General features: G+C 41.8%; 21 protein-coding genes. 9 read left to right on the top strand and 12 right to left on the bottom strand.

The features are described from left to right. Nucleotides 1-60: 60 nt before the first annotated feature. Nucleotides 61-1,716 carry an OstA-like protein gene (locus N7U62_RS22505; RefSeq protein WP_264140370.1) on the bottom strand — a complete coding sequence of 552 codons (1,656 nt, stop codon included), beginning with the start codon at nucleotides 1,714-1,716 and terminating at the stop codon, nucleotides 61-63. Between the two features lie 75 nt (nucleotides 1,717-1,791). Here N7U62_RS22505 and tilS point away from each other — a divergent pair, with 75 nt between their 5' ends. The 6 genes from tilS to N7U62_RS22475 all read left to right on the top strand — a co-directional run bounded on the left by tilS (nucleotide 1,792) and on the right by N7U62_RS22475 (nucleotide 6,508). Then, a complete protein-coding gene (gene tilS / locus N7U62_RS22500; RefSeq protein WP_264140369.1) occupies nucleotides 1,792-3,126 on the top strand; it encodes a tRNA lysidine(34) synthetase TilS in 1,335 nt (444 codons plus the stop codon). Beyond that, nucleotides 3,119-3,643, top strand: coding sequence for a Crp/Fnr family transcriptional regulator (locus N7U62_RS22495; protein ID WP_264140368.1), 525 nt, complete (start codon nucleotides 3,119-3,121; stop codon nucleotides 3,641-3,643). The genes tilS and N7U62_RS22495 overlap by 8 nt, the downstream gene beginning before the upstream one ends. Nucleotides 3,644-3,748: 105 nt before the next feature. After that, entirely contained in the window at nucleotides 3,749-4,675 is a 927-nt protein-coding gene (gene mdh / locus N7U62_RS22490) for a malate dehydrogenase (RefSeq protein ID WP_264140367.1), read from the top strand. Between the two features lie 192 nt (nucleotides 4,676-4,867). Further along, nucleotides 4,868-5,236, top strand: coding sequence for a response regulator (locus N7U62_RS22485; protein WP_264140366.1), 369 nt, complete (start codon nucleotides 4,868-4,870; stop codon nucleotides 5,234-5,236). A 223-nt stretch (nucleotides 5,237-5,459) separates the two neighbouring features. Next, nucleotides 5,460-5,831 carry a response regulator gene (locus N7U62_RS22480; RefSeq protein WP_264140365.1) on the top strand — a complete coding sequence of 124 codons (372 nt, stop codon included), beginning with the start codon at nucleotides 5,460-5,462 and terminating at the stop codon, nucleotides 5,829-5,831. Nucleotides 5,832-6,139: 308 nt separating this feature from the next. Beyond that, complete coding sequence (locus tag N7U62_RS22475; RefSeq protein ID WP_264140364.1) at nucleotides 6,140-6,508, top strand: response regulator; 369 nt, start codon at nucleotides 6,140-6,142, stop codon at nucleotides 6,506-6,508. On the opposite strand, the gene N7U62_RS22470 is transcribed toward N7U62_RS22475, so the two are convergent. Genes N7U62_RS22470 through N7U62_RS22425 form a run of 10 tightly spaced genes read right to left on the bottom strand, consistent with a single transcriptional unit; the run spans nucleotide 6,505 to nucleotide 15,027 of the window. Continuing rightward, on the bottom strand, nucleotides 6,505-7,548 hold the full coding sequence (locus tag N7U62_RS22470) for a beta-ketoacyl synthase chain length factor (protein ID WP_264140363.1): 1,044 nt from the start codon (nucleotides 7,546-7,548) through the stop codon (nucleotides 6,505-6,507). The genes N7U62_RS22475 and N7U62_RS22470 overlap by 4 nt on opposite strands. Before the next feature lie 2 nt (nucleotides 7,549-7,550). Beyond that, nucleotides 7,551-8,747 carry a beta-ketoacyl-[acyl-carrier-protein] synthase family protein gene (locus N7U62_RS22465; RefSeq protein WP_264140362.1) on the bottom strand — a complete coding sequence of 399 codons (1,197 nt, stop codon included), beginning with the start codon at nucleotides 8,745-8,747 and terminating at the stop codon, nucleotides 7,551-7,553. Next, on the bottom strand, nucleotides 8,744-9,010 hold the full coding sequence (locus tag N7U62_RS22460) for a phosphopantetheine-binding protein (RefSeq protein WP_264140361.1): 267 nt from the start codon (nucleotides 9,008-9,010) through the stop codon (nucleotides 8,744-8,746). The genes N7U62_RS22465 and N7U62_RS22460 overlap by 4 nt, the downstream gene beginning before the upstream one ends. A 10-nt stretch (nucleotides 9,011-9,020) precedes the next feature. Beyond that, entirely contained in the window at nucleotides 9,021-10,295 is a 1,275-nt protein-coding gene (locus N7U62_RS22455) for an ABC transporter permease (protein WP_264140360.1), read from the bottom strand. A 1-nt stretch (nucleotide 10,296) separates the two neighbouring features. Further along, a complete protein-coding gene (locus tag N7U62_RS22450; protein WP_264140359.1) occupies nucleotides 10,297-11,049 on the bottom strand; it encodes an ABC transporter ATP-binding protein in 753 nt (250 codons plus the stop codon). Next, nucleotides 11,049-12,062: a BtrH-related acyltransferase DarH gene (gene darH, locus N7U62_RS22445; RefSeq protein ID WP_264140358.1), complete on the bottom strand. Its 1,014-nt coding sequence runs from the start codon at nucleotides 12,060-12,062 to the stop codon at nucleotides 11,049-11,051. Before darH ends, N7U62_RS22450 begins: the two co-directional genes overlap by 1 nt. Next, nucleotides 12,059-12,460, bottom strand: coding sequence for a flexirubin biosynthesis protein DarG (DarG, locus tag N7U62_RS22440; protein WP_264140357.1), 402 nt, complete (start codon nucleotides 12,458-12,460; stop codon nucleotides 12,059-12,061). The genes darH and DarG overlap by 4 nt, the downstream gene beginning before the upstream one ends. 24 nt (nucleotides 12,461-12,484) lie before the next feature. Then, the gene (gene darB, locus N7U62_RS22435; RefSeq protein WP_264140356.1) at nucleotides 12,485-13,627 is read right to left on the bottom strand and encodes a dialkylresorcinol biosynthesis protein DarB; all 1,143 of its coding nucleotides are present in this window, start codon (nucleotides 13,625-13,627) and stop codon (nucleotides 12,485-12,487) included. An 8-nt stretch (nucleotides 13,628-13,635) separates the two neighbouring features. Beyond that, nucleotides 13,636-14,538, bottom strand: a complete 903-nt coding sequence (locus N7U62_RS22430) for a hypothetical protein (RefSeq protein WP_264140355.1) — start codon at nucleotides 14,536-14,538, stop codon at nucleotides 13,636-13,638. Between the two features lie 15 nt (nucleotides 14,539-14,553). Then, entirely contained in the window at nucleotides 14,554-15,027 is a 474-nt protein-coding gene (locus N7U62_RS22425) for a hypothetical protein (protein ID WP_264140354.1), read from the bottom strand. A 190-nt stretch (nucleotides 15,028-15,217) separates the two neighbouring features. On the opposite strand from N7U62_RS22425, the gene N7U62_RS22420 reads away from it, so the two are divergent. From N7U62_RS22420 to N7U62_RS22410, 3 genes are read left to right on the top strand one after another with little or no spacing between them, the layout of a single operon-like run. After that, nucleotides 15,218-16,888: an NAD(P)/FAD-dependent oxidoreductase gene (locus tag N7U62_RS22420; protein ID WP_264140353.1), complete on the top strand. Its 1,671-nt coding sequence runs from the start codon at nucleotides 15,218-15,220 to the stop codon at nucleotides 16,886-16,888. 6 nt (nucleotides 16,889-16,894) lie between these two features. Next, nucleotides 16,895-17,539: an alpha/beta hydrolase gene (locus tag N7U62_RS22415; protein ID WP_264140352.1), complete on the top strand. Its 645-nt coding sequence runs from the start codon at nucleotides 16,895-16,897 to the stop codon at nucleotides 17,537-17,539. Continuing rightward, nucleotides 17,536-18,528, top strand: a complete 993-nt coding sequence (locus N7U62_RS22410) for an alpha/beta hydrolase (protein WP_264140351.1) — start codon at nucleotides 17,536-17,538, stop codon at nucleotides 18,526-18,528. The genes N7U62_RS22415 and N7U62_RS22410 overlap by 4 nt, the downstream gene beginning before the upstream one ends. Before the next feature lie 5 nt (nucleotides 18,529-18,533). Here the strand turns inward: N7U62_RS22410 and N7U62_RS22405 are convergent, their stop codons facing one another. Then, nucleotides 18,534-18,911, bottom strand: a complete 378-nt coding sequence (locus tag N7U62_RS22405) for a putative signal transducing protein (RefSeq protein WP_264140350.1) — start codon at nucleotides 18,909-18,911, stop codon at nucleotides 18,534-18,536. Nucleotides 18,912-18,919 lie beyond the last annotated feature (8 nt).

Below are 18,919 nucleotides of genomic sequence, written 5' to 3'. Positions count from 1 at the left end.
TAATAGTAAAATCCTTATTTATTGAGTCCGATCCTATGTCCTCTTCGTACTAAAATGCAATTATCTTGACCTTCGTTGCATGGCCTCTTGCTTTATTGCTCTTTGTTGATCCGGAGGGACTTCCTTATCCAATTTCTTCTTCATCTTCTGGGCTGTGTCATTAAGATTTGGAATATCTGAAGGATCAGCAGGACGGATAGCTGTGTTTCTTTGAATTACATCCTCTTTGCTAGGTTTTTCATTCCCTCTCCATTCAAAGCCCTCTAAAAAATGCATGTCAGACATCAACTCAATGGGCGGAATAAACTGAGCCTCTGGTTGATTGTAAAAGGATATATTCTGCATGCTATTGTTTTCAAAACGAATACGCATCCTACTACAGAAAATTTTATTCATCCCAAGAAACAAACTATCTCCCTCCAATACAAAATAATGACTCTCTCCATTTCCATCTACATCCATGGTCTGAATCATCCCGAGTGAATCGAACTGGCCAATCATGTTGCGCCCCTTAATTTGATTGTATTGACCCATGGTATCCAAAGAAGAAAGAAAAGACTGTCGCGTCAAGTTCATCTTATAGATCAAATCATTCTTGAATGTAAGATCAATCGAGTCTGCCACCATTTGACTGTTTTCATTCCATAAAATCGGGTCTTTGTACATGTGTATGGTAGAATCCGAAAGAAAATAAGCCAGCGAATCACATCGCCCTTGCAATCCATCCTGATACATCAATATTTTGTAATAACCCAAAACCCTTTCTTTGTCTTTGTCTACATTCTCGACAGCCACCAGGGTATCTGCTGACATATACAAAGTATCTGCATCCTCCATGATCTTTTTCATCACAGGCTTACCGTAGACTTGGCTGATTCCCTCCTCCTTGTTGTAAAGAGCCTCATCGCCAAAAATGATAATATTATCCTTTTTGGATGTCATTACCACATTGCCCTTCGCTTTGTAAAACTTTTTAAGCTCGTCTATAAAGATATCATCTCCGACAATGATATAATTTCTCGTTTCAATTGTCCCTTTGGCAAAAGTCGTTTGCTCCTTGGTCGTAGCATAGGTTCCTCCTTTAGAATCGACCGTTGTTCCTTGCCTGTCGTCTATGTAAGTTGGGCCTTTTGAAATGGCCACCTTACTAAACGAAGAATACTCCAGACTATCTGTTCGAAGGTTAAAATCAGGAGATACCAACAATACATCATTGTAGAAATAAGCCTTCTGACTTTTGGAATAGTAGATACCATAACTACTTGTGAGGGTATTTTGTTCATCGACCAACTTACCATCATTTTTGAATTCGGCCACTTCCGTATTCATATGGTAATCCAGGAAATCTGTATAAAGTCGCTTTCTACCCTTTCTATAAACCACATCTTCACGTAGCAGCGCCTTTTCTGAATCCCCTTCATAAATCAATTTTTTGGCAGTGATCGTCACCGAATCACCTTGTTTGATCCTCACTCGACCATAGGCTTCCATCACATTTCTCTTCGTGAAGAAATAGGCCGAATCACAATAAACGATCGTCTCATTTTGGGTAAAAACCACTCGATCAATCAGTTTTTTGTAACGCTCGCCCTCGTCTGAACGTGCATTGGTAAGCTTTTCGGCTTTGTATCGAATTTTATCTTTGCGCTGAGCCTGTATGCTCTGAGCTGTTAGAAGGGATCCCAACAGGATTAATAAGAAAATTTTTCTGCGCATATTCTATTTAGTAGAAGGCAAAGCTAATTCGTATGAATAACGAAAAAAACCTAAGTTTGATCTAAAATTTAATAGGTGACAAATCTCAGCACACAATTTCAACAATTCATCCAAAAGCATCAGCTTTTTTCGAATACCGATTCTCTACTAGTGGCTGTCAGCGGAGGCGTAGACTCCATTGTCATTTGCCATCTGCTGCAAGAAATGAGCCAGAAATTCGCAATCGCACACTGCAATTTCCAGTTGAGAGGAGAAGAATCCGACAAAGATGAAGAACTGGTCAAATCCCTGGCAGATCAATACCAGGTTCCTTTTCATACGATCCGGTTCGAGACGGGGAGTGTAGCCGAACAAAAAAAAATCTCTACTCAAATGGCTGCAAGAGAATTGAGATATGACTGGTTCGAACAGCTGATGAATACGCATGCCTATGGCTATCTGGTGACCGCACATCACAGCAACGATCTCCTGGAAACGGCCCTATTCAATTTTACCAAAGGAACCGGAATCGCCGGACTCAGAGGAATAAAAAGGAAAAAAGACAAGGTGATTCGGCCACTCAGCTTTGCTAGCAAAAAAGAAATCCTCCATTATGCCAAGGCGCACAAGCTGATTTGGCGAGAAGACGCCTCCAATGAGAGCAACAAATACCACCGCAACAGGATTAGAAATTTAGTCATTCCTGAATTGAAAAAAATCAATCCAGGTTTGGAAAAAACCTACGCACAAAATCAAGAAAGATTCGAATCGCTAGAGCTCCTACTCAAGAGTCGTACTCAATCCATTTTGAAGAAATTCTCCTCGGTAAAAAACGATGTGCACAAGCTGGACATGAGCTGGATGGATGTTAAAAATGGTGGCTTGGTTATCTTAGAAGATATCCTCAGACCTTACGGTTTCAATCTGGATCAGTGTAAAGCCATCATCACAGCGCTCAGTAGTTATTCTGGCAAACGATTTACCTCTGAACAGTCAGAATTGATCGTCGACCGTGATCAACTGGTAATCACACCGATTGATCAGGAAAAAATCGAAAGTTGGATCCAGGCGGATGACCAAAAAATAGAAATTGGAGACCAACAGTTCAGCCTGACATACATTGATTTGGCTGCAGAATTCTCTACCGACCCTAATTTGGCTTACTTGGATGCTGACCTGCTCAAATTCCCCCTTAAAATAAGGAATTGGGAAGAAGGAGATCGATTTTACCCACTAGGGATGAAGCAACAAAAAAAGATTAGTGATTTTATGATTGATGCCAAAATTCCACTAAACTTGAAAAACAAAGTGCTATTATTCGAATCAAATAATGATATCATTTGGGTAGCAGGACATCGGATCGATGACCGCTACAAAATCACTGACTCCACAAAACGAACGCTCATCATAAAAATGGAAAGAAATGTATAACCCCTTCAAAAAAAGGTACAGTAAGAATGAATTGGAAATCTTTTCATTTCTCTCCAACATCAAGCAATTCGAAAAGCTGAATCACGACGAACTGGCTCTATTTCTCCCCTACATGTATCTGCGAAAATACAAGCAGAATGAAGTGGTGTTTTTCAGCGGAGACCCTAGCCATGCACTCTATATTGTAAAATCCGGTGTAATCTCCATGAACATCGACATCAAAGGGAATACCGAAGAATTAGCCAAAGTGTACGCAGGCAATTCTTTTGGCGACAATGCTTTTATTGAGGGTAGCAAGCGCATTTACAATACCCTCGTTATTTCTGAACAGGCGGATCTGTATGTGATCCCCCAAATCAATATTTTTGAGATCCTGGACAACCACCCTGAAATCAAAGGAAAAATCATGGCCTCCATCGCTGAATTGTACAATCAGTACACTGATAATGTGTTCAAAGAGTACAAATCTAATTTCGGCTTTTTCCAGCTAGGAAGCGTGTATCAGAATAATCCATGATTTTGCTCATAAAAGGGCTTTTAACTATCATAAAGGCATTTTTTTAACTACATTCGCTCCAGAAAACAATCACAAGAGAATCTTTTAATTCTAAATAAAAGCGAAATGAAAGTAACCGTAGTAGGAGCTGGTAATGTAGGAGCCAGCGTAGCTGAATACTGTGCCATGAAAGAATTGGCAGATGAAGTAGTTCTTCTAGATATCAAAGAAGGTTTTGCAGAAGGTAAAGCCATGGACCTTAACCAATGCGCCACGCTGAATGGTTTCAACACCAAGGTAGTAGGTACAACTGGTGACTACAGCAAAACTGCGGGTTCTAAAGTAGTAGTAATCACATCTGGTATCCCAAGAAAACCAGGAATGACTAGAGAAGAGCTAATCGGTACCAACGTAGGTATCGTTAAGACTGTAACCGAAAACCTGATCAAGCATTCTCCAGATGCTATTTTGGTTGTGATCTCCAACCCAATGGACACCATGACTTACTTGTCTGCTAAGTCTAGTGGACTACCTAAAAATAGAGTAATCGGAATGGGTGGAACTTTGGATAGCTCAAGATTTAGATACAGACTGGCTGAGGCCCTTGACTGTAACCCTAACGATGTACAAGGTGTTGTAATCGGCGGACATGGTGACACTACTATGATTCCTTTGACTCGCCTGGCTACTTACAACTCTACTCCGGTATCTAACTACCTGTCTGAAGAGAAATTAGAAGAAGTAGCTAAAGCTACTATGGTTGGTGGTGCTACATTGACTGGTCTATTAGGAACCTCTGCATGGTATGCACCAGGTGCTGCAGGTGCTGCAGTGGTAGAAGCGATCGTAAGAGATCAAAAGAAATTGATGTCTGCCTCTGTATACCTGGAAGGTGAATACGGACAGGAAGACATCTGTGTAGGTGTACCCGTAATCATCGGAAAAGATGGATGGGAAGAAGTAATTGACTTCAAATTGAATGATGAAGAAAAAGCGAAATTCGAAGCAAGTGCTGCTGCTGTTCGTAAAATGAATGATGCATTAGAGCTTTAATTCGAGTTTTACTCAAACAATACACAAAGCACTTAGGGTACCTAAGTGCTTTTTTTGTACCTCCTCAACCCTGCGTCTAGGTGATTTTACCTATAAGATTTTTTACTCAATCTGGTTCAAATTTCAGTCGACTTACTAATTGAAATAGTTGTTTATCAAATTTAATTTTGCATTAAACAACATTTAGCAGCTATGAGAATTTTAATAGTAGACGATTCGGTTTACAGTATCGGGTTGATCAGTTTGGTAATCCAAAAAATGGGACATCAAATCGTGGGTGAAGCAAAAAATGGAGAAGAAGCCGTAGAGATGATCCAAAATTTGAATCCTGATATTATCACTCTGGACAACACGCTCTTAGACATGAAAGGTATTGATGTTTTAAAGAACCTGGGTTCACAATTTGACAAATCCAATGTCATCCTAATCAGTGGTACGGATAACCCGGTCACGCTTGGAGCATATAGATTGATGGGGGTTACTGAGTTCCTGACAAAGCCATTTCAACCTACCCAATTGGCAGAAGCAATTGAGAATATTTCGACTAGTGTGGCATCCTAATCGATCACAATTGACTAACCATAGACTTCTTCTAACCCCTATTTTCTTAAACAATACTGCTTTGTAAACAAAGTGAATTGTGACTTATTATATGTATATACATTTATTTAGGCGTTTCACTGATTCAGCGCTTTAAAGTCCTAAACTTGAAATTAGGGCAGATTACCAATTGTCCCGGATAGGCTGTTGGCCCATTTTTGCCCAAAATAATCAATCAGTAAGGATGAGAGTATTAATAGTAGACGACTCGGTATATAGTATAGCGCTAATCGGGTTAATTGTGAAGAGAAAAGGTCATGAGGTTGTGGGCGAAACTAAAAATGGTGAAGAGGCAGCCGCCATGATCAAAGAGTTAAAGCCAGACATCGTCACCCTGGACAATATGTTGAATGACATAGATGGAACAGATGTATTGGCCAAATTGGAGGGAGACTTTAATCCCAACCAGTTTATTGTCATCAGCGGTTCGTACGAAGAAAGTGTCCTAGCAGAATATAAAAAATTCGGCATTACACGTTTCCTCAAAAAACCCTTTGAACCACAAGAGCTCGAAGAAGCTCTGGAAAAAGCAGCAGGGTCGTTATTGACAAAATAAAACTCAAAAAAACTCAAAAGGCAAGTAGCACTGTGAACCATGTTCCAGTGCTTTTTTTTATATCTACCCAATAAACTCACCCCAAAACGGATTTCACTCACGTTTCAGAAATTATTAGAATAATACAATTACAAAACGTGTAAATTCATATAATCAAAGCTTATCCAACCAAAACTAAGCTAGACCCACTAGGTACCGATTAGGCATTTTACCGACATACAAGGCCTTTAGAGCATCTAAAATTAGGCTAGTTTACGAATTGATTCTCTCGTTCAATCAAATCATTTTTGTATTAAACAGCAGAGAGTATGAGAATATTAATAGTAGACGATTCCGTTTACAGCATAGGCCTGATCAGCCTGGTTGTAAAAAAGATGGGGCACCAGGTAGTAGGTGAGGCAAAAAACGGAAAGGAAGCCATCAAATTGATCAAAGAGCAAAAGCCTGATATCATTACACTGGACAACATCCTGCACGACATGAAAGGCTTGGAAGTGCTGGCAGGAGCAGGACCGAACTTTGACAGCTCGAAGGTCATTGTAATTAGTGGCACCACGCAGGCAGACACCCTCAATAATTACAAAAACCTGGGGGTAACCGAATTTCTAAAAAAACCCTTCGAATTGCATGAATTAGAGGCACTAATCAATAAAGCTTCGGACTCAGTATATGCCTAGCTGGGACGTTTGACCAAAATCAAACTATGTTGCTTGCCCTTAAAATGATTGTATATCAATAGATGTTCTGTGCCGACATGTGCTCCTTGATAAAGAAGTACGGCAGGTACAGTATCTCTATTCAACAACTCGCTGGCAAGCCACAAAGCAAAACCAGCAGTGGTATGATATTCACCCACTAGGTGCTTAAAAGTATACACACTCTGATTGGAGAATCTTTCAGAGATCAGATCATGGTACCAATGGTCTGTTCGTATGTCTCCGTTTGCCCCAATCATGAGGCTTACATCTTTTGTAGACAATTGATGCTTTGACAACAGCTGATCAATGGATTCAATTAATTCCTTTTGATCGACATACTGAAGCTGAACCACATCCAGGACCTGGGCTTTGGCATCAGCTGCCTCTTGGCTCATGATGAACATGGAACTCCCTTCACCTTTTACAGTCCCCCCTGTTCCGGAACCCAATAAGTCTTCGGACTTGATAGATTCTGATTTGAAATAGCCTGCTTGAGCATCCATATTGTAATTATGGTCTGAGATCTCCTCAAATGCACCGACTAATAAGTGACGAGCTTTTCCTTCCTCAAAAAGCATCATCGCATCCAAAAGTGCAGACTCAAAGGCCAAACCATAATTGACATGAGTATTGTTATAGCCTGTATTTTTGGTCATAAGAGCCAGGCTACCCGCCACTGCATTTGGTGTGCTTTGCACAAAATTGGTAGGTGTCAGTGTCCCCTCCTCGTACTCCAATATCTGATGAAGGAACTTGAAACTATCATCAATCCCACCATTGGCCGTACCTAAAATAATGCCATCCATTTCGGGTTGATCCTTGAGAGTCATCAGACCAGATCCTACCCCCATGCGTACCGCTTTGTTCATCCTCCTAAGCAGTGCTCGTGGAATCATATCAGCATAACTTGGCTCGCTAGCATAGTATTTAGTCCCTTCATGCGCTAAGATTTCATTCTCAAACAACTTGAGATCAATCGAGTGTTGAGGTGATATCGCCTTGGCTGATTTGATATACATGATCAGGCTTTTTTGAAAAGTAATGAAGTACAATTCCCTCCAAACCCGAAAGAGTTGGACAATACTGTCTCTACCTTCTGATTGGAATGAAACTGAATAATTGGTAATTCGTTGATCGGCTCTATGGCTTTCGAGCAATTGAGGCTTGGGTATAGCTCTCCATATTTCATGGATAGTAAACTAAATACAGCCTCAATACCTCCTGCTGCTGCTAGCGTATGTCCAGTATAGCTTTTGGTTGAATTAAATGGTGGAATGGATTTGAATAATTTATCAAATCCAGTTACCTCTGTCAAGTCATTGTTACCCGTCGCTGTGCCGTGTGCATTGACATAATCGACTTCTGAAGCTAATACTCCTGCTTCCGCCAAAGCCCCTTCCATAGCGGCCAATACGCCGACTGCATCTTCGGACAAGGAGGAAGCGTGATAGGCATCGTTGCTATTCCCATAGCCAGCCACCTCCGCATATATTTTTTCAGTATCTGCTACTTCTTCTGATTCTAAAACCAGATAGGCTGCCCCTTCTCCCAGATTCAGTCCCTTTCGATTTTGATCAAAAGGCTGACAAAGCTCATCCGAAAGAATCTGAAGGGAATTGAATCCATTGACCGTGAATTTGGCCAGGCTATCAGCCCCACCGACGATCATCCTTTTGGCTCTACCGGACTTGATCAGACGAGCCCCCATCATGATGGCATTGGCTGATGAAGAACAAGCTGTATTGATCGTATTGGTTATTCCCTTGATTTTGAAATATTCTGTTAGCCTTAGCGTGTGTGAGCAATAGTCATAGGATTCTAAAAACTCTGTGGACTTGGCTCTCATATTGCTATCCTCGAACACCTGATCTGTGAGAACCATCCCTCCCACCGTACTACCAGAAATCAACCCGGTCTCTGAATGAGAGAGAAATTCTGAAGTCAACCCGGCATCCTGAATCGCTTCTTCAAATGCCTTGAATGCAATAAGGTCTGTACGCGTCAAGCCCGTCAGGTCTTTAACAGATATTGCCTTGGCGATCTCATCATTAGAAGCTTTGATTTCGCCAAAAGGGTGACTCTTGGTGTATTTAGAATTGAAATATTGGGAATCTCTGGCTAGCCCTGTTCTTCCGTTCACCAGACTTTCATGATTTTCCGCTACGTTGTTGCCAATCGCCGAAATCACTCCAATACCGGTCACATAGACTTTGGTCATATTTTAGGGGAATTCTCCAAAATGTAATCTGCCATCACATTGACATCTACGAGTATCTTTCTTCCCTCGGTAGGGTTATTAATCTTGATTCCGTATTCACGCTCCAGCAACACTACCAATTCGATAGAATCAATCGAATCCAGTCCCAGTTCTGGGCCAAAGAGCGGCTCGTCATCCTTGATATCTTCCGGTTTCATATCCATCAAATTTAAGTATTTGATGATCTTCTCCTTTAGCTCTACTTTCAGTGCTTCTTTGTCCATCTTGGTAATTTTAGAGTAATTTCTCTGTTCGCAATCGGCTCAGGGTGATGCCCTGACATACCAACACAAACACAGATATGTACGAAATTATAGGAAATAGTTCTTTCCAACTTCCTCCTTTTAAAAATAAAATATAGAATCCTTCCAGACACCAGTGAAGTGGTGACACCACAGTCAGGGCCTGCATATAATCTGGCATCACGAATGTCGGTACCCATATCCCTCCTATCGCTCCGAATATTATGACCGACACTGCACCAATACCGATGCATTGCTCCATGGTATTAGAGATTGTCCCGACCATTAGGGAAAAGCTGACAGCAGCCAGACTGCTCAGCACCACTACAGTCAAAAACGCGCCCATGGCCTCTGGCAAAACCAAAACTGGCAAACCCAGTCCGGGAAAAACCAGCATGCTGACACCAAAAATCAAAGCAATCTGCAAAATAGCCACAGTGACATATACCAACAGCTTTCCAAAAAGCACCATGGCAAAACTGGTAGGCATAGTTTTCAGTCTCATGAAGCTACCATTGATTCGTTCCTTCACCACATTAGCCCCCAGCGACACCACCATAAAAAACATGGCAAAGAGCGTCCATGCAGGGACATTGTGCTGAGTGGAATTGGGAAGAATGGTTTTTTCTGAATGAGAGGCTGTATGCTTTTCTATCTTTACTTTGTTGTTCAACATTTGACTCGCGAGCGCCTCTTCATTGAGCTCCTTTCCCATCAATTCATAGACAGATGCTATCATGAGTTTATTCTCTAATACGTCCAAATAAGAAGAGAGCATTCTGGAGATGGATTCCGAAAAATTTTCCTGTAAAACAGGGTCCTTATAAAAATGTAAGGTAGGAGCAACTGCTGTTTCTGAGGAGTCCTTTTCCATCAGCCCCAACTCAGACATCATCGTATTACTCACCTGACCAGCCTTGGCTTTGAGGCTTACACTAAAATCGCCTGGGATATAAAGAGCGGTAAGGATATCGTCATTCATCAGTGCCTTTTCCAGACTTGCAGAGTCAAGATCACTATTTTCTTCAATTACGAAAAAACCAGATACAGAAAGCAATTGAACCAGGGCCTCTCCCTGCTCGCCCTCATCCTGATTGGACACGATCATGCTCAACTTATTCTCATTGACGATCTTGTAGGCGCTATCCTGAATGATCGTAATGATAAATACCAGCAACATGGGCATCACAAACATGACTGTAAGCCCGAGCTTATCGCTGAGCAGCAGAATCAATTCTTTCTTTATCGAACTTCTGAATCGAAACATATCAGTTGCGGTACTCCTCTCCTGTTAAATGAATAAATAAGGTGTGTAAATCTTCCTCGCCATGGGTGGCTAATAAATTGGCGGTCGCTCCCTGAGCTACGACCTTGCCATGGTCGATCAATACCAATTCGTCACAAAACTCCTGCGCCTCATTCATATGATGCGAAGTATATATGATCGTGGCATTCTTTTGATTCAATTCGTTCAGAAAGCGAATGATGGCGTGCTTACTTTGTACATCTACGCCGACCGTAGGCTCATCCAAAAAGATGATCGAAGGGTTGTGAATGATTCCAATCGCCAGATTGACTCTTCGTTTCATTCCGCCCGAAAAGTTGGCTACCTTTTTATCGGCTACTTCATTCAACCCTAGAATATCCAGAAGCTCTACACTTCGCTCATGGATTACATCAGGTTTCATATTGTACAAGGCACCGAAATACTCCAGATTTTGCATAGGTGTCAATTCACCATACATGGCATACTCCTGAGGCACAAAACCAATGATGGATTTGAGTCCCTTTCCGACTATTTCCTCTCCTTCATTGGACAAATATTTTACTCCTCCGCTACTGGCTTCCAGAAAACCACAAAGAATGGAAATCATAGTCGTCTTGCCCGCCCCATTTGGCCCCAACAAACCAAATTTGGTACCTGCCTCGATCGTAATATTGATATCGCTAAGACTGTCCTGATGGGCGTTTTTGTAGCGTTTATAAAGATTCGATATTTCTATTCTCGAAATAACTGACATCAATTCAGCTTGATTTTGCTCAGTTTCTTGAAAGTTTCTTTTTCCTTTTCGTAGATCGCAATCATCATATCTGCAGTTTCATCAAAATCCTTCTGCTCTGTGATTCTCCCCTTGTACACTCCAGCCATCTGAACCGCAGTATTTCGCCACATATCTCCGGCCGCAGTGATGTCTTCCGAGACTTTCAGTAACTCATCTTTTCCCAAAATATCTGCAGCCTGCTCTAGAAATGCGCCATAGATAAAACGAAATCCACCTCCTCCGGTACCTATTTCTTCCTGCATCCTAACAATCTGACCTAGATATAACCCCGCACGACGAACGCCTAACTTCTCTCTCCATTTGCGAACCTTTCCTGCTGTGTATTTGATCCCTGACACTCCTGCAATACTGCCAGGAATTTTCAGCATATCTCTCACGTTCCTTTTGATCCCAGTTCTCACCGCTTTCTTCAAGGTCTCAGGATCTACTTCTTTGATATTCTCAGGATAATAAATATGCCCTTTAGGTGCTAAAGCTCCCTGAGCAAAACGCACTTTGGTCAGTTCTTCTTCAGTCAAGCGATTGGTTCCTTCCATCACTGGGTCGCTCACCAGATACTCTCCATTTTCATATCCATACACAATCAAATTGTGTGCATTGAAATGGAACCGATATTCTTTTGGGAAGTAGGGCAAATGAAAAACTCCAACCTGGCACCCGACAGGTATACCCTGATCGAGCATTTGCTTGAGGTAATCATTGGCCGCCTCTTCAGATCTGAATTTTTTCCTTTTGACCTTAATATCCAAGGCCTTAGCAGTACGCTGAAAAATAGCCCCAGGCATAGTGCGAAAAGACAAAGCAGGCCCACCATTCACCACCATAAAAGGAATGTGGATATAAAACAGACCCGATCCGATACCAAATGCCAATGGCTCATTGATGATATCAATGCCATGGTGCTTGAGCAAACTGGTAGTCACGCCATTTTCACAATGCGCGGCCTGAATATGATTAAAGTCGTTGATCACGATAAGTCAGGGGATTTAAGTTCTTCGATACTGATATCAAAAGCTTTGGCATAAATAGCCAGTTTTTTGTCACTCAATTTTTTGAATACGCTGGGTTTGAAATGTCTCTTGACGGTAAAGGACCAAAAACCTGTATAACCTGTAATTGTCGGCATATCCATCAAGGTCTTTTCTTTGAAATAATAAATGGGACTTTTCTCCCCATTGATTACGGCCTGTTTGGCTTCCTCTATTTTCTCATTGACGTCATCCCAGGCATTGTCCAAGGCTTCCTTCTTCACGTTCCAACCCTGGCTCAGAGAAGATACATATTTCCCATCTTCGCCTTTGGCATACACCACCTCTCGGGTGACATCTTTCAAAGCACTTTCATCTTGAGGAATATCTTTCTCTTTCATACGGGTGTGGTTTAGTGAATCATTTTAGCAAACGGTCAAGTAGGCAAACACATAAGAGAATCGAGAACTCTCAGGCACAGCCAAAAGAATTTTCTGCCCCTTCTCCAATTTGCCACTTTTGATCAGTTCGTCTACCATCAGGTAAATCGATCCTGCTCCTACATTCCCTTTTTGGGACAGATTGGTAAACCATTTTTCTTTTGGAATTCCCATCCCGTTGGATTCCAGGATATCTGCTATTTTATCTTCGAAGAAAAAGCTGGACAAATGAGGAAGGAAATAATCCACCTCATCTACTGACTGATTCTTTTTCTTTAAAATCTTAATCAAGTGATTGAAGCCCAGGCTTACAATGTTCTTATCAAGCAGTCTCGTATCCTGCTTGATACTTAGAATCGAGCCTTGCATAAGCTCCTCTGGCGCATAATCCATATAGCTCTTGAGCGTACCATCTTCCATTTTGTCTGAGGCCATATACATACATGGCTCTTCGCGGTTGGCATATGAGATACCATCTACCCAATCTACCCTAAGGTTGATTCCATCAGGATTAGGCTTGTCCTCTAACAAGAAACTAGCTGCTCCATCAGATAGCATCCATCTCAAAAAATCCTTTTGAAAAGCCACAATTGGATTTTGCTCCAACTCCTCCAAGCGCTTCACTTCATCCTCGAACTGCTCCGATCTTAGAATCCTCGAAACACGCTCAGAACCAGTAGTTACAGCCTTCGATTTGTCACCTATTTTGATGGCCATGTAAGCATACTTGAAAGCATGCATACCCGAACAGCAAACTCCCGATGGAGAAACCACCTCGATAGACTCCATCTCTGGCAACCACCCATGTACCATGACGCCATGCGACGGCATCATCTGGTCCGGGGTAGAAGTACCACAAGCCAATAGTTCAACCTCCTTGATCTCTTCAGGATTCGAGCTAAACAATTCTTTTATAGCCAGGGACACCATCTCCGAATTGGTATGTGTTGCCTTCCCTTCCTTGGTAATAGCATAGTGACGTCCCTTGATCTTATTATTTCTTAATACAATGGCTTTCGATCTCGACTTAGCACCATTGACATAGCCCAAATAATCCTCCATTTCTTCATTGCTGATCAGATCATTTGGTAAAAATCTTGACGTTCTCGTAATATAAACTTCCGGCATCTCTCTTGTCAATTTACCCCACAATAATAAGCTTTTTTCTTTTTAATAGACCTCAGGGTAAAGGGTCTTAAAAGTAAATTAAAAATTGTAAGTACAATCGGCGATACTATAAATAATGCAAATACCAAATAGTATTTAAACACCTTTAACCAACGCCTCCTTTTTGTCTCAGTTGTTCCTTTTTTCTTAATGATTCCTGCCCAAATCAAGAAGAGCCTTTTGGCTCTCTCTTCGATAAATAAAATATTGGTGGCAATGCTAATTTTATTTAGCCCCAAAATTTTAGTCTGTAGGTCTTCATACGACTTTTTATCCCATGCATCTTTGACCACTTGCCCCAGTTCGTCTGCCGAGGCAATATCCTCATCACTCACTCCTGGTTTAGGGAATATACCCCACTTCTTTTCTTTTTTACCGTTGAGCATCCAGTGCAGTATCGATATCGCACTGGTCAGGTTGTTGGATGTATCGATCAGGGGCACATTGCCTACCAATCGACCACCTGACTCCTGGATCAGCTTTTTGACCGCTTCCTGCGAGTTGAGCCACATATTTCGCGCACCAATGACGGTAACCACTGGCGTATCTTTCAGCACTGATTTGAATCGCTCATTTTTGAGTAAAGAGGTAGTAGGTATGGAGGGAGACAAAAACCAGGGCTGATAGCCCAAAATAATGAGATCGTATGATTCGTGAGCCAAATCGAAATTCTCAAGCTCCGCAGGCTCTTCCAAAACTGACTCAGGCATAGCATCAAAAAACACGTCACTCTGCCATGGAAAGGCAAACGGCTTTTTCATCTCAATCTTTACTCTGTCAATATTTTCAGATTCAAAAGGAATCAGAAATCGATCTAAGATTTGATCCAATTGACCCGTTTGAGAATAGTTGATTGCTAAAATTTTGTTCATTGAAGGCGGTTAGGCTTATTGTGGCAGGTCTTCTGGTTTTAGATATTTTGATCGCGTCGCAAATTGACTAATTTGTTTTTTGAGACGCCCATCGAGGGACGAATAATTTTCAATTATTTTCTGTTTGTCCTCCTCAATGTTATCTTGATACCCGAGAATAGCCGGGCTTTTTTCCTGAATGGCCAATCGTAAAAATCGAAATTCAACATTGTCTGGATAGGCCTTTATTTCCTCTTCCAGCATCATGGCTCCTTTCTTGAAGGCCTGGACTTTATCTGCCACGCCTTTCAGTTTATCTGCTTCTTTGGCGTAAAGGGCAGCTTTGTAGGCACGAATCAAGGGGCTATCTTCTTCCGAATTGAGTTTGCTCAATGCCACTTCTATATCTTCCAGCGAGCCACTGTATAGCGCCTTATACACCAGTTTGGAAAGGTCGACCGGAGCAGCCAATAGTACAAAAGATAATACTAAATAGATAGCAGTTTTCATTTGGGTTTTGATTTCTGAATGCGTTATTCTGACTTACTCAAGTCAAATTCGTGCCAATCCATGAAATTTTTGCAATATATGGATTGACTAACTAAAATTAAATTCGATTGATCATTATAGTTCAATTAAATTTAAGCCGAAAAGCAGATGTGCTGGTAAAAGTTGAAATATCTAACAAAAACAATAGACTATGAAGGAGCAGTATGATGTAATATTGATGGGTGGCGGATTGGCCGGACTGACCTTATCTCTACAATTGAGACAAGAAAACCCTGATATTTCTATCCTGATTTTAGAACAAAGAAAATCTGATGCTCCAACAGCCGCTCACAAAGTGGGCGAATCTACTGTAGAACTAGGCACCTACTACCTGCGTGAGGTATTGGGATTAAAAGACTATTTGGATGCTGAACAATTGCCCAAACACGGTTTGCGTTTCTTCTTTTCTCCTAAGCACAAGGACAATATTGAAAGAAGAGTGGAGCTAGGACCTAGAGAGAGACTACCTATCCCAAGCCATCAATTGGACAGAGGAAGTTTCGAAAACGAATTGATCCGAAGAAGCAAAGCATCTGGCAATGAATTCATATCAGGCGCAAGAGTGAAAGGTGTTGAATTTGGTGAGGAGTTCCATACGGTCAACTTCATGCACAATGGAGAAGCACACAACATCCAGGCTCGATGGACCATCGACTGTACAGGGCGCGGGGCAGTACTCAAGCGCCAGATGGACTTCCAAAAGCCAGTGGAACACAATATCAATGCTGTTTGGTTTAGAGTCAAAGGTGAAATAGATGTTCACGAATGGTCTTCTAACCAAAAATGGTCTGATTTCTTAAAACCAGGCTTGAGACGCTTAGGCACGGTTCATTTGATGGACACAGGATATTGGCTATGGTTTATCCCGCTATCTTCTGGCAATACCAGCGTCGGAATAGTAGCAGACCCTCGTTTCCATGAGTTCACGGACTTCAACACCAAAGAAAAAGCCTTCGAATGGATCAAGAAAAATGAACCACAAGCTTACGAAAAAATTGGCAGCAGGCAAGACGATGTCTTAGACTTCCTGTTCCTGAAACACTATTCGCACCACAGTGGAAAGATTTATTCAGAAGACCGCTGGGCGGTAACTGGTGATTCAGGCGTATTCCTAGATCCCCTTTACTCTCCAGGTACTGACTTCATCTCCATGAACAATACCTGGATCACTGATTTGGTCACTAGAGATTTGAAAGGAGAACCTATTTTCATTCATGCGGATGTATATGAAAAAACCCACTTCGGTATTTTCGAGCATTGGATCCCTACCTATCTGGACAAGTACCAACTGATGGGCAACACACAAATCATGGTCGCTAAAATATTCTGGGATTGGGCGGTATACTGGTCATTCTTCACACTGCTATTTACCAACAAAGGCTACACCAACTTGCGAGTATTGAAAAGTCTGTTTGCCAACAATGATGCACTTGGTAGAAAAGTGGGTGTATTGAACAAAAACGTGCAGGACATGTTCATCGCATGGAGACCTTATGACACAGCTGACATTACCGATAGATATGTAGATCCGTTCGATTTGAAATGTCTAAGAGACTTTCACCATGGTCTGGAAGTACAATATGATACAGCCGGTCTTTTAGACAAGGTACAAGAAAACATCAAGGTGGTAGAACGATTGGCTGCAGAACTATTCAGACAGGTTAGTCATCAAGTTCATGGCACACCATTAGACATGCCAGTTGATCCGTACACCATGGACCTGAACAACATCAACGAAAATCCTGAAAACGGCATATTACCAGATGAGGAAATGAGACAAGACTTGTCCTCCATGTGGTTTTATGATATGGCAGAAGCTTGATAGTGCATGAAGGTATACGCTATTAGTGGACTTGGAGCCGATGAACGAGTATTTCAAAATATTGATATTGGGTACGAGCTCATTCATCTCAATTGGATAGAGCCCCGCACCCATGAGTCTCTCTCCTCCTATGCCCAAAGGTTAGCTGAAAAAATCGATCAGGGTGAAGAATTCATTCTGATGGGCGTCAGCTTTGGTGGCATTCTGGCAGTCGAGATGGAGCAAATTTTGAATCCAAAAGTGACTATCATTATTTCTTCAGCTCAAATCAGAAAAGACTTGAACCCGGTGTTTCGATTGATTGGCAGAACTAGCCTGCTAAAGGTGCTGCCCACCGCAGCCTTTCAACCTCAACCCAAATATGTAGCCAAGCTATTTGGTACCAGGCCAGAGGACAGGGCGGTGTTAAATGCCATACTAGAAGATAGCGACAGTGCATTTGCCAAATGGGCTATGAATCAAATCTCCCAATGGCAAAACATGCATCGCTCAAAACGCGTAGTGATGATTCATGGCACCAAAGATAAAGTCATGAGTTGCCCAAGGAGAAGTGAAGTATTGAAAATAGAGGGAGGTGGACACTCAATGATTATGGATCGTGCCAGTGAAATCAATGAATTGATTCGAGGGATTCTTAATCAGCACATATGAAAATTTCACCCAGGCTTAAAAGGAGAGTTAAGAGAGCATTACTCATCTCAATTATTCTTTTTTCATTGCTTTTTATTTCATTAGCTTATTTCTTCATTGTCAATGAAGCGCCCATTCTGCAGGGCGAAGTAGAATATCATATACCTTATAAGAAGGATCAAAACCTGGACATCTATCTACCGATAGTAGATAAACATGAAAAGCGTCCTGTCATCATCTATTTCCATGGGGGCGCCTGGATTTCTGGTCGAAAAGAAGCCATCAACGTCAATCGATACAACGACGCGATCAACCAACTGAGACGGTCTGGGTACGCTATCATCACGCCTGAATATACGCTAGCCGATCAAAACACTTCGCCTTTTCCTGATTGCTTGCTAGATGCCAGCGATGCACTCGCCTGGGTGGTGGATCATGCAGATGAATACAATCTTGACATCCAAAATGTCGGAGTATTTGGCGAGTCAGCTGGTGCTCACATAGCCATGATGGCTGCCTTCGATAATCAACACACCTTCAATCTTCCACAGCCAAAGCCAAGGATTAATTATGTGATAGATATATACGGTCCAGCAGAAATGGAATCCCTGTATCATTCTCAAACCTACGACAGCATCAAAACCCTGCTAAACAAAGTCCCGGAACCTATCGCCAACAACCTGGATTTCACTTTAGACATTTTTGGATTTGACCCTATGGCAGACACTGCCCGCACCAAAGAATTCATGCAGCGATATTCGCCTATCCGCTACCTTCATGATAGCATCCCACCCCTACTCATTATCCATGGCACGATCGATAAAATCGTACCCTTAGATCAAAGTCAGCAATTGAAAAAAAGTCTGGACAGCTTACAACTGCAAAATGAATACCATGAACTAAGCGATATGGGGCATGCCTTCAGAAATGCCACGGATGCACAAAAGGACAGTACACAAAAATGGATTGTTGATTTCATCAAAAGGAACTATCAGGAGCACAAAAACTAACTCCTTCAATCCTTGAATGACTCACCACAGTCTTTGCATACCCAATGCATTTTTTGCTTTCCCGCTGGGATCAAAAACAAACCAATCATGATGGCATTCAGAATTGACTTGAAAGGCTGCTTGATCAATCTTAAATTGATAGATCCACAAGAAGGACACGAAGTTTTGGAATGAAACTCGCCTATGATTTCTTGTGCCTGGGCCAATTGTTCGGACATGACCATGACTCGGACTCCTCCTCCCAAAAATTGGTTGTGGTGCGGCAAAAGATTGTTAACGTTTTCATTGTGTAGAAAACAGGTGATCCCTTCGCTTTCCAATTTGGTTCTGACCAAATCGGCATCAATGTTATGTTCGCAGGTAGTCAGTAAGCTTAGGGCCATGTTTTAAC

The sequence above is a fragment of the Reichenbachiella ulvae genome, assembly GCF_025833875.1.
GTDB classification, from domain to species: domain Bacteria; phylum Bacteroidota; class Bacteroidia; order Cytophagales; family Cyclobacteriaceae; genus Reichenbachiella; species Reichenbachiella ulvae.
The sequence above is the reverse complement of the archived record's forward strand: the minus strand, read 5'-3'. Positions and strand labels throughout refer to the sequence as shown.

Bases quoted from the DNA above. Each gene is read 5' to 3' on its own strand.
- N7U62_RS22505 (WP_264140370.1), bottom strand. From the start codon at position 1,716: ATGCGCAGAAAAATTTTCTTATTAATCCTGTTGGGATCCCTTCTAACA.
- N7U62_RS22495 (WP_264140368.1), top strand. From the start codon at position 3,119: ATGTATAACCCCTTCAAAAAAAGGTACAGTAAGAATGAATTGGAAATC.
- mdh (WP_264140367.1), top strand. From the start codon at position 3,749: ATGAAAGTAACCGTAGTAGGAGCTGGTAATGTAGGAGCCAGCGTAGCT.
- N7U62_RS22485 (WP_264140366.1), top strand. From the start codon at position 4,868: ATGAGAATTTTAATAGTAGACGATTCGGTTTACAGTATCGGGTTGATC.
- N7U62_RS22480 (WP_264140365.1), top strand. From the start codon at position 5,460: ATGAGAGTATTAATAGTAGACGACTCGGTATATAGTATAGCGCTAATC.
- N7U62_RS22475 (WP_264140364.1), top strand. From the start codon at position 6,140: ATGAGAATATTAATAGTAGACGATTCCGTTTACAGCATAGGCCTGATC.
- N7U62_RS22470 (WP_264140363.1), bottom strand. From the start codon at position 7,548: ATGTATATCAAATCAGCCAAGGCGATATCACCTCAACACTCGATTGAT.
- N7U62_RS22465 (WP_264140362.1), bottom strand. From the start codon at position 8,747: ATGACCAAAGTCTATGTGACCGGTATTGGAGTGATTTCGGCGATTGGC.
- N7U62_RS22460 (WP_264140361.1), bottom strand. From the start codon at position 9,010: ATGGACAAAGAAGCACTGAAAGTAGAGCTAAAGGAGAAGATCATCAAA.
- N7U62_RS22455 (WP_264140360.1), bottom strand. From the start codon at position 10,295: ATGTTTCGATTCAGAAGTTCGATAAAGAAAGAATTGATTCTGCTGCTC.
- N7U62_RS22450 (WP_264140359.1), bottom strand. From the start codon at position 11,049: ATGTCAGTTATTTCGAGAATAGAAATATCGAATCTTTATAAACGCTAC.
- DarG (WP_264140357.1), bottom strand. From the start codon at position 12,460: ATGAAAGAGAAAGATATTCCTCAAGATGAAAGTGCTTTGAAAGATGTC.
- darB (WP_264140356.1), bottom strand. From the start codon at position 13,627: ATGCCGGAAGTTTATATTACGAGAACGTCAAGATTTTTACCAAATGAT.
- N7U62_RS22430 (WP_264140355.1), bottom strand. From the start codon at position 14,538: ATGAACAAAATTTTAGCAATCAACTATTCTCAAACGGGTCAATTGGAT.
- N7U62_RS22425 (WP_264140354.1), bottom strand. From the start codon at position 15,027: ATGAAAACTGCTATCTATTTAGTATTATCTTTTGTACTATTGGCTGCT.
- N7U62_RS22420 (WP_264140353.1), top strand. From the start codon at position 15,218: ATGAAGGAGCAGTATGATGTAATATTGATGGGTGGCGGATTGGCCGGA.
- N7U62_RS22415 (WP_264140352.1), top strand. From the start codon at position 16,895: ATGAAGGTATACGCTATTAGTGGACTTGGAGCCGATGAACGAGTATTT.
- N7U62_RS22410 (WP_264140351.1), top strand. From the start codon at position 17,536: ATGAAAATTTCACCCAGGCTTAAAAGGAGAGTTAAGAGAGCATTACTC.
- N7U62_RS22405 (WP_264140350.1), bottom strand. From the start codon at position 18,911: ATGGCCCTAAGCTTACTGACTACCTGCGAACATAACATTGATGCCGAT.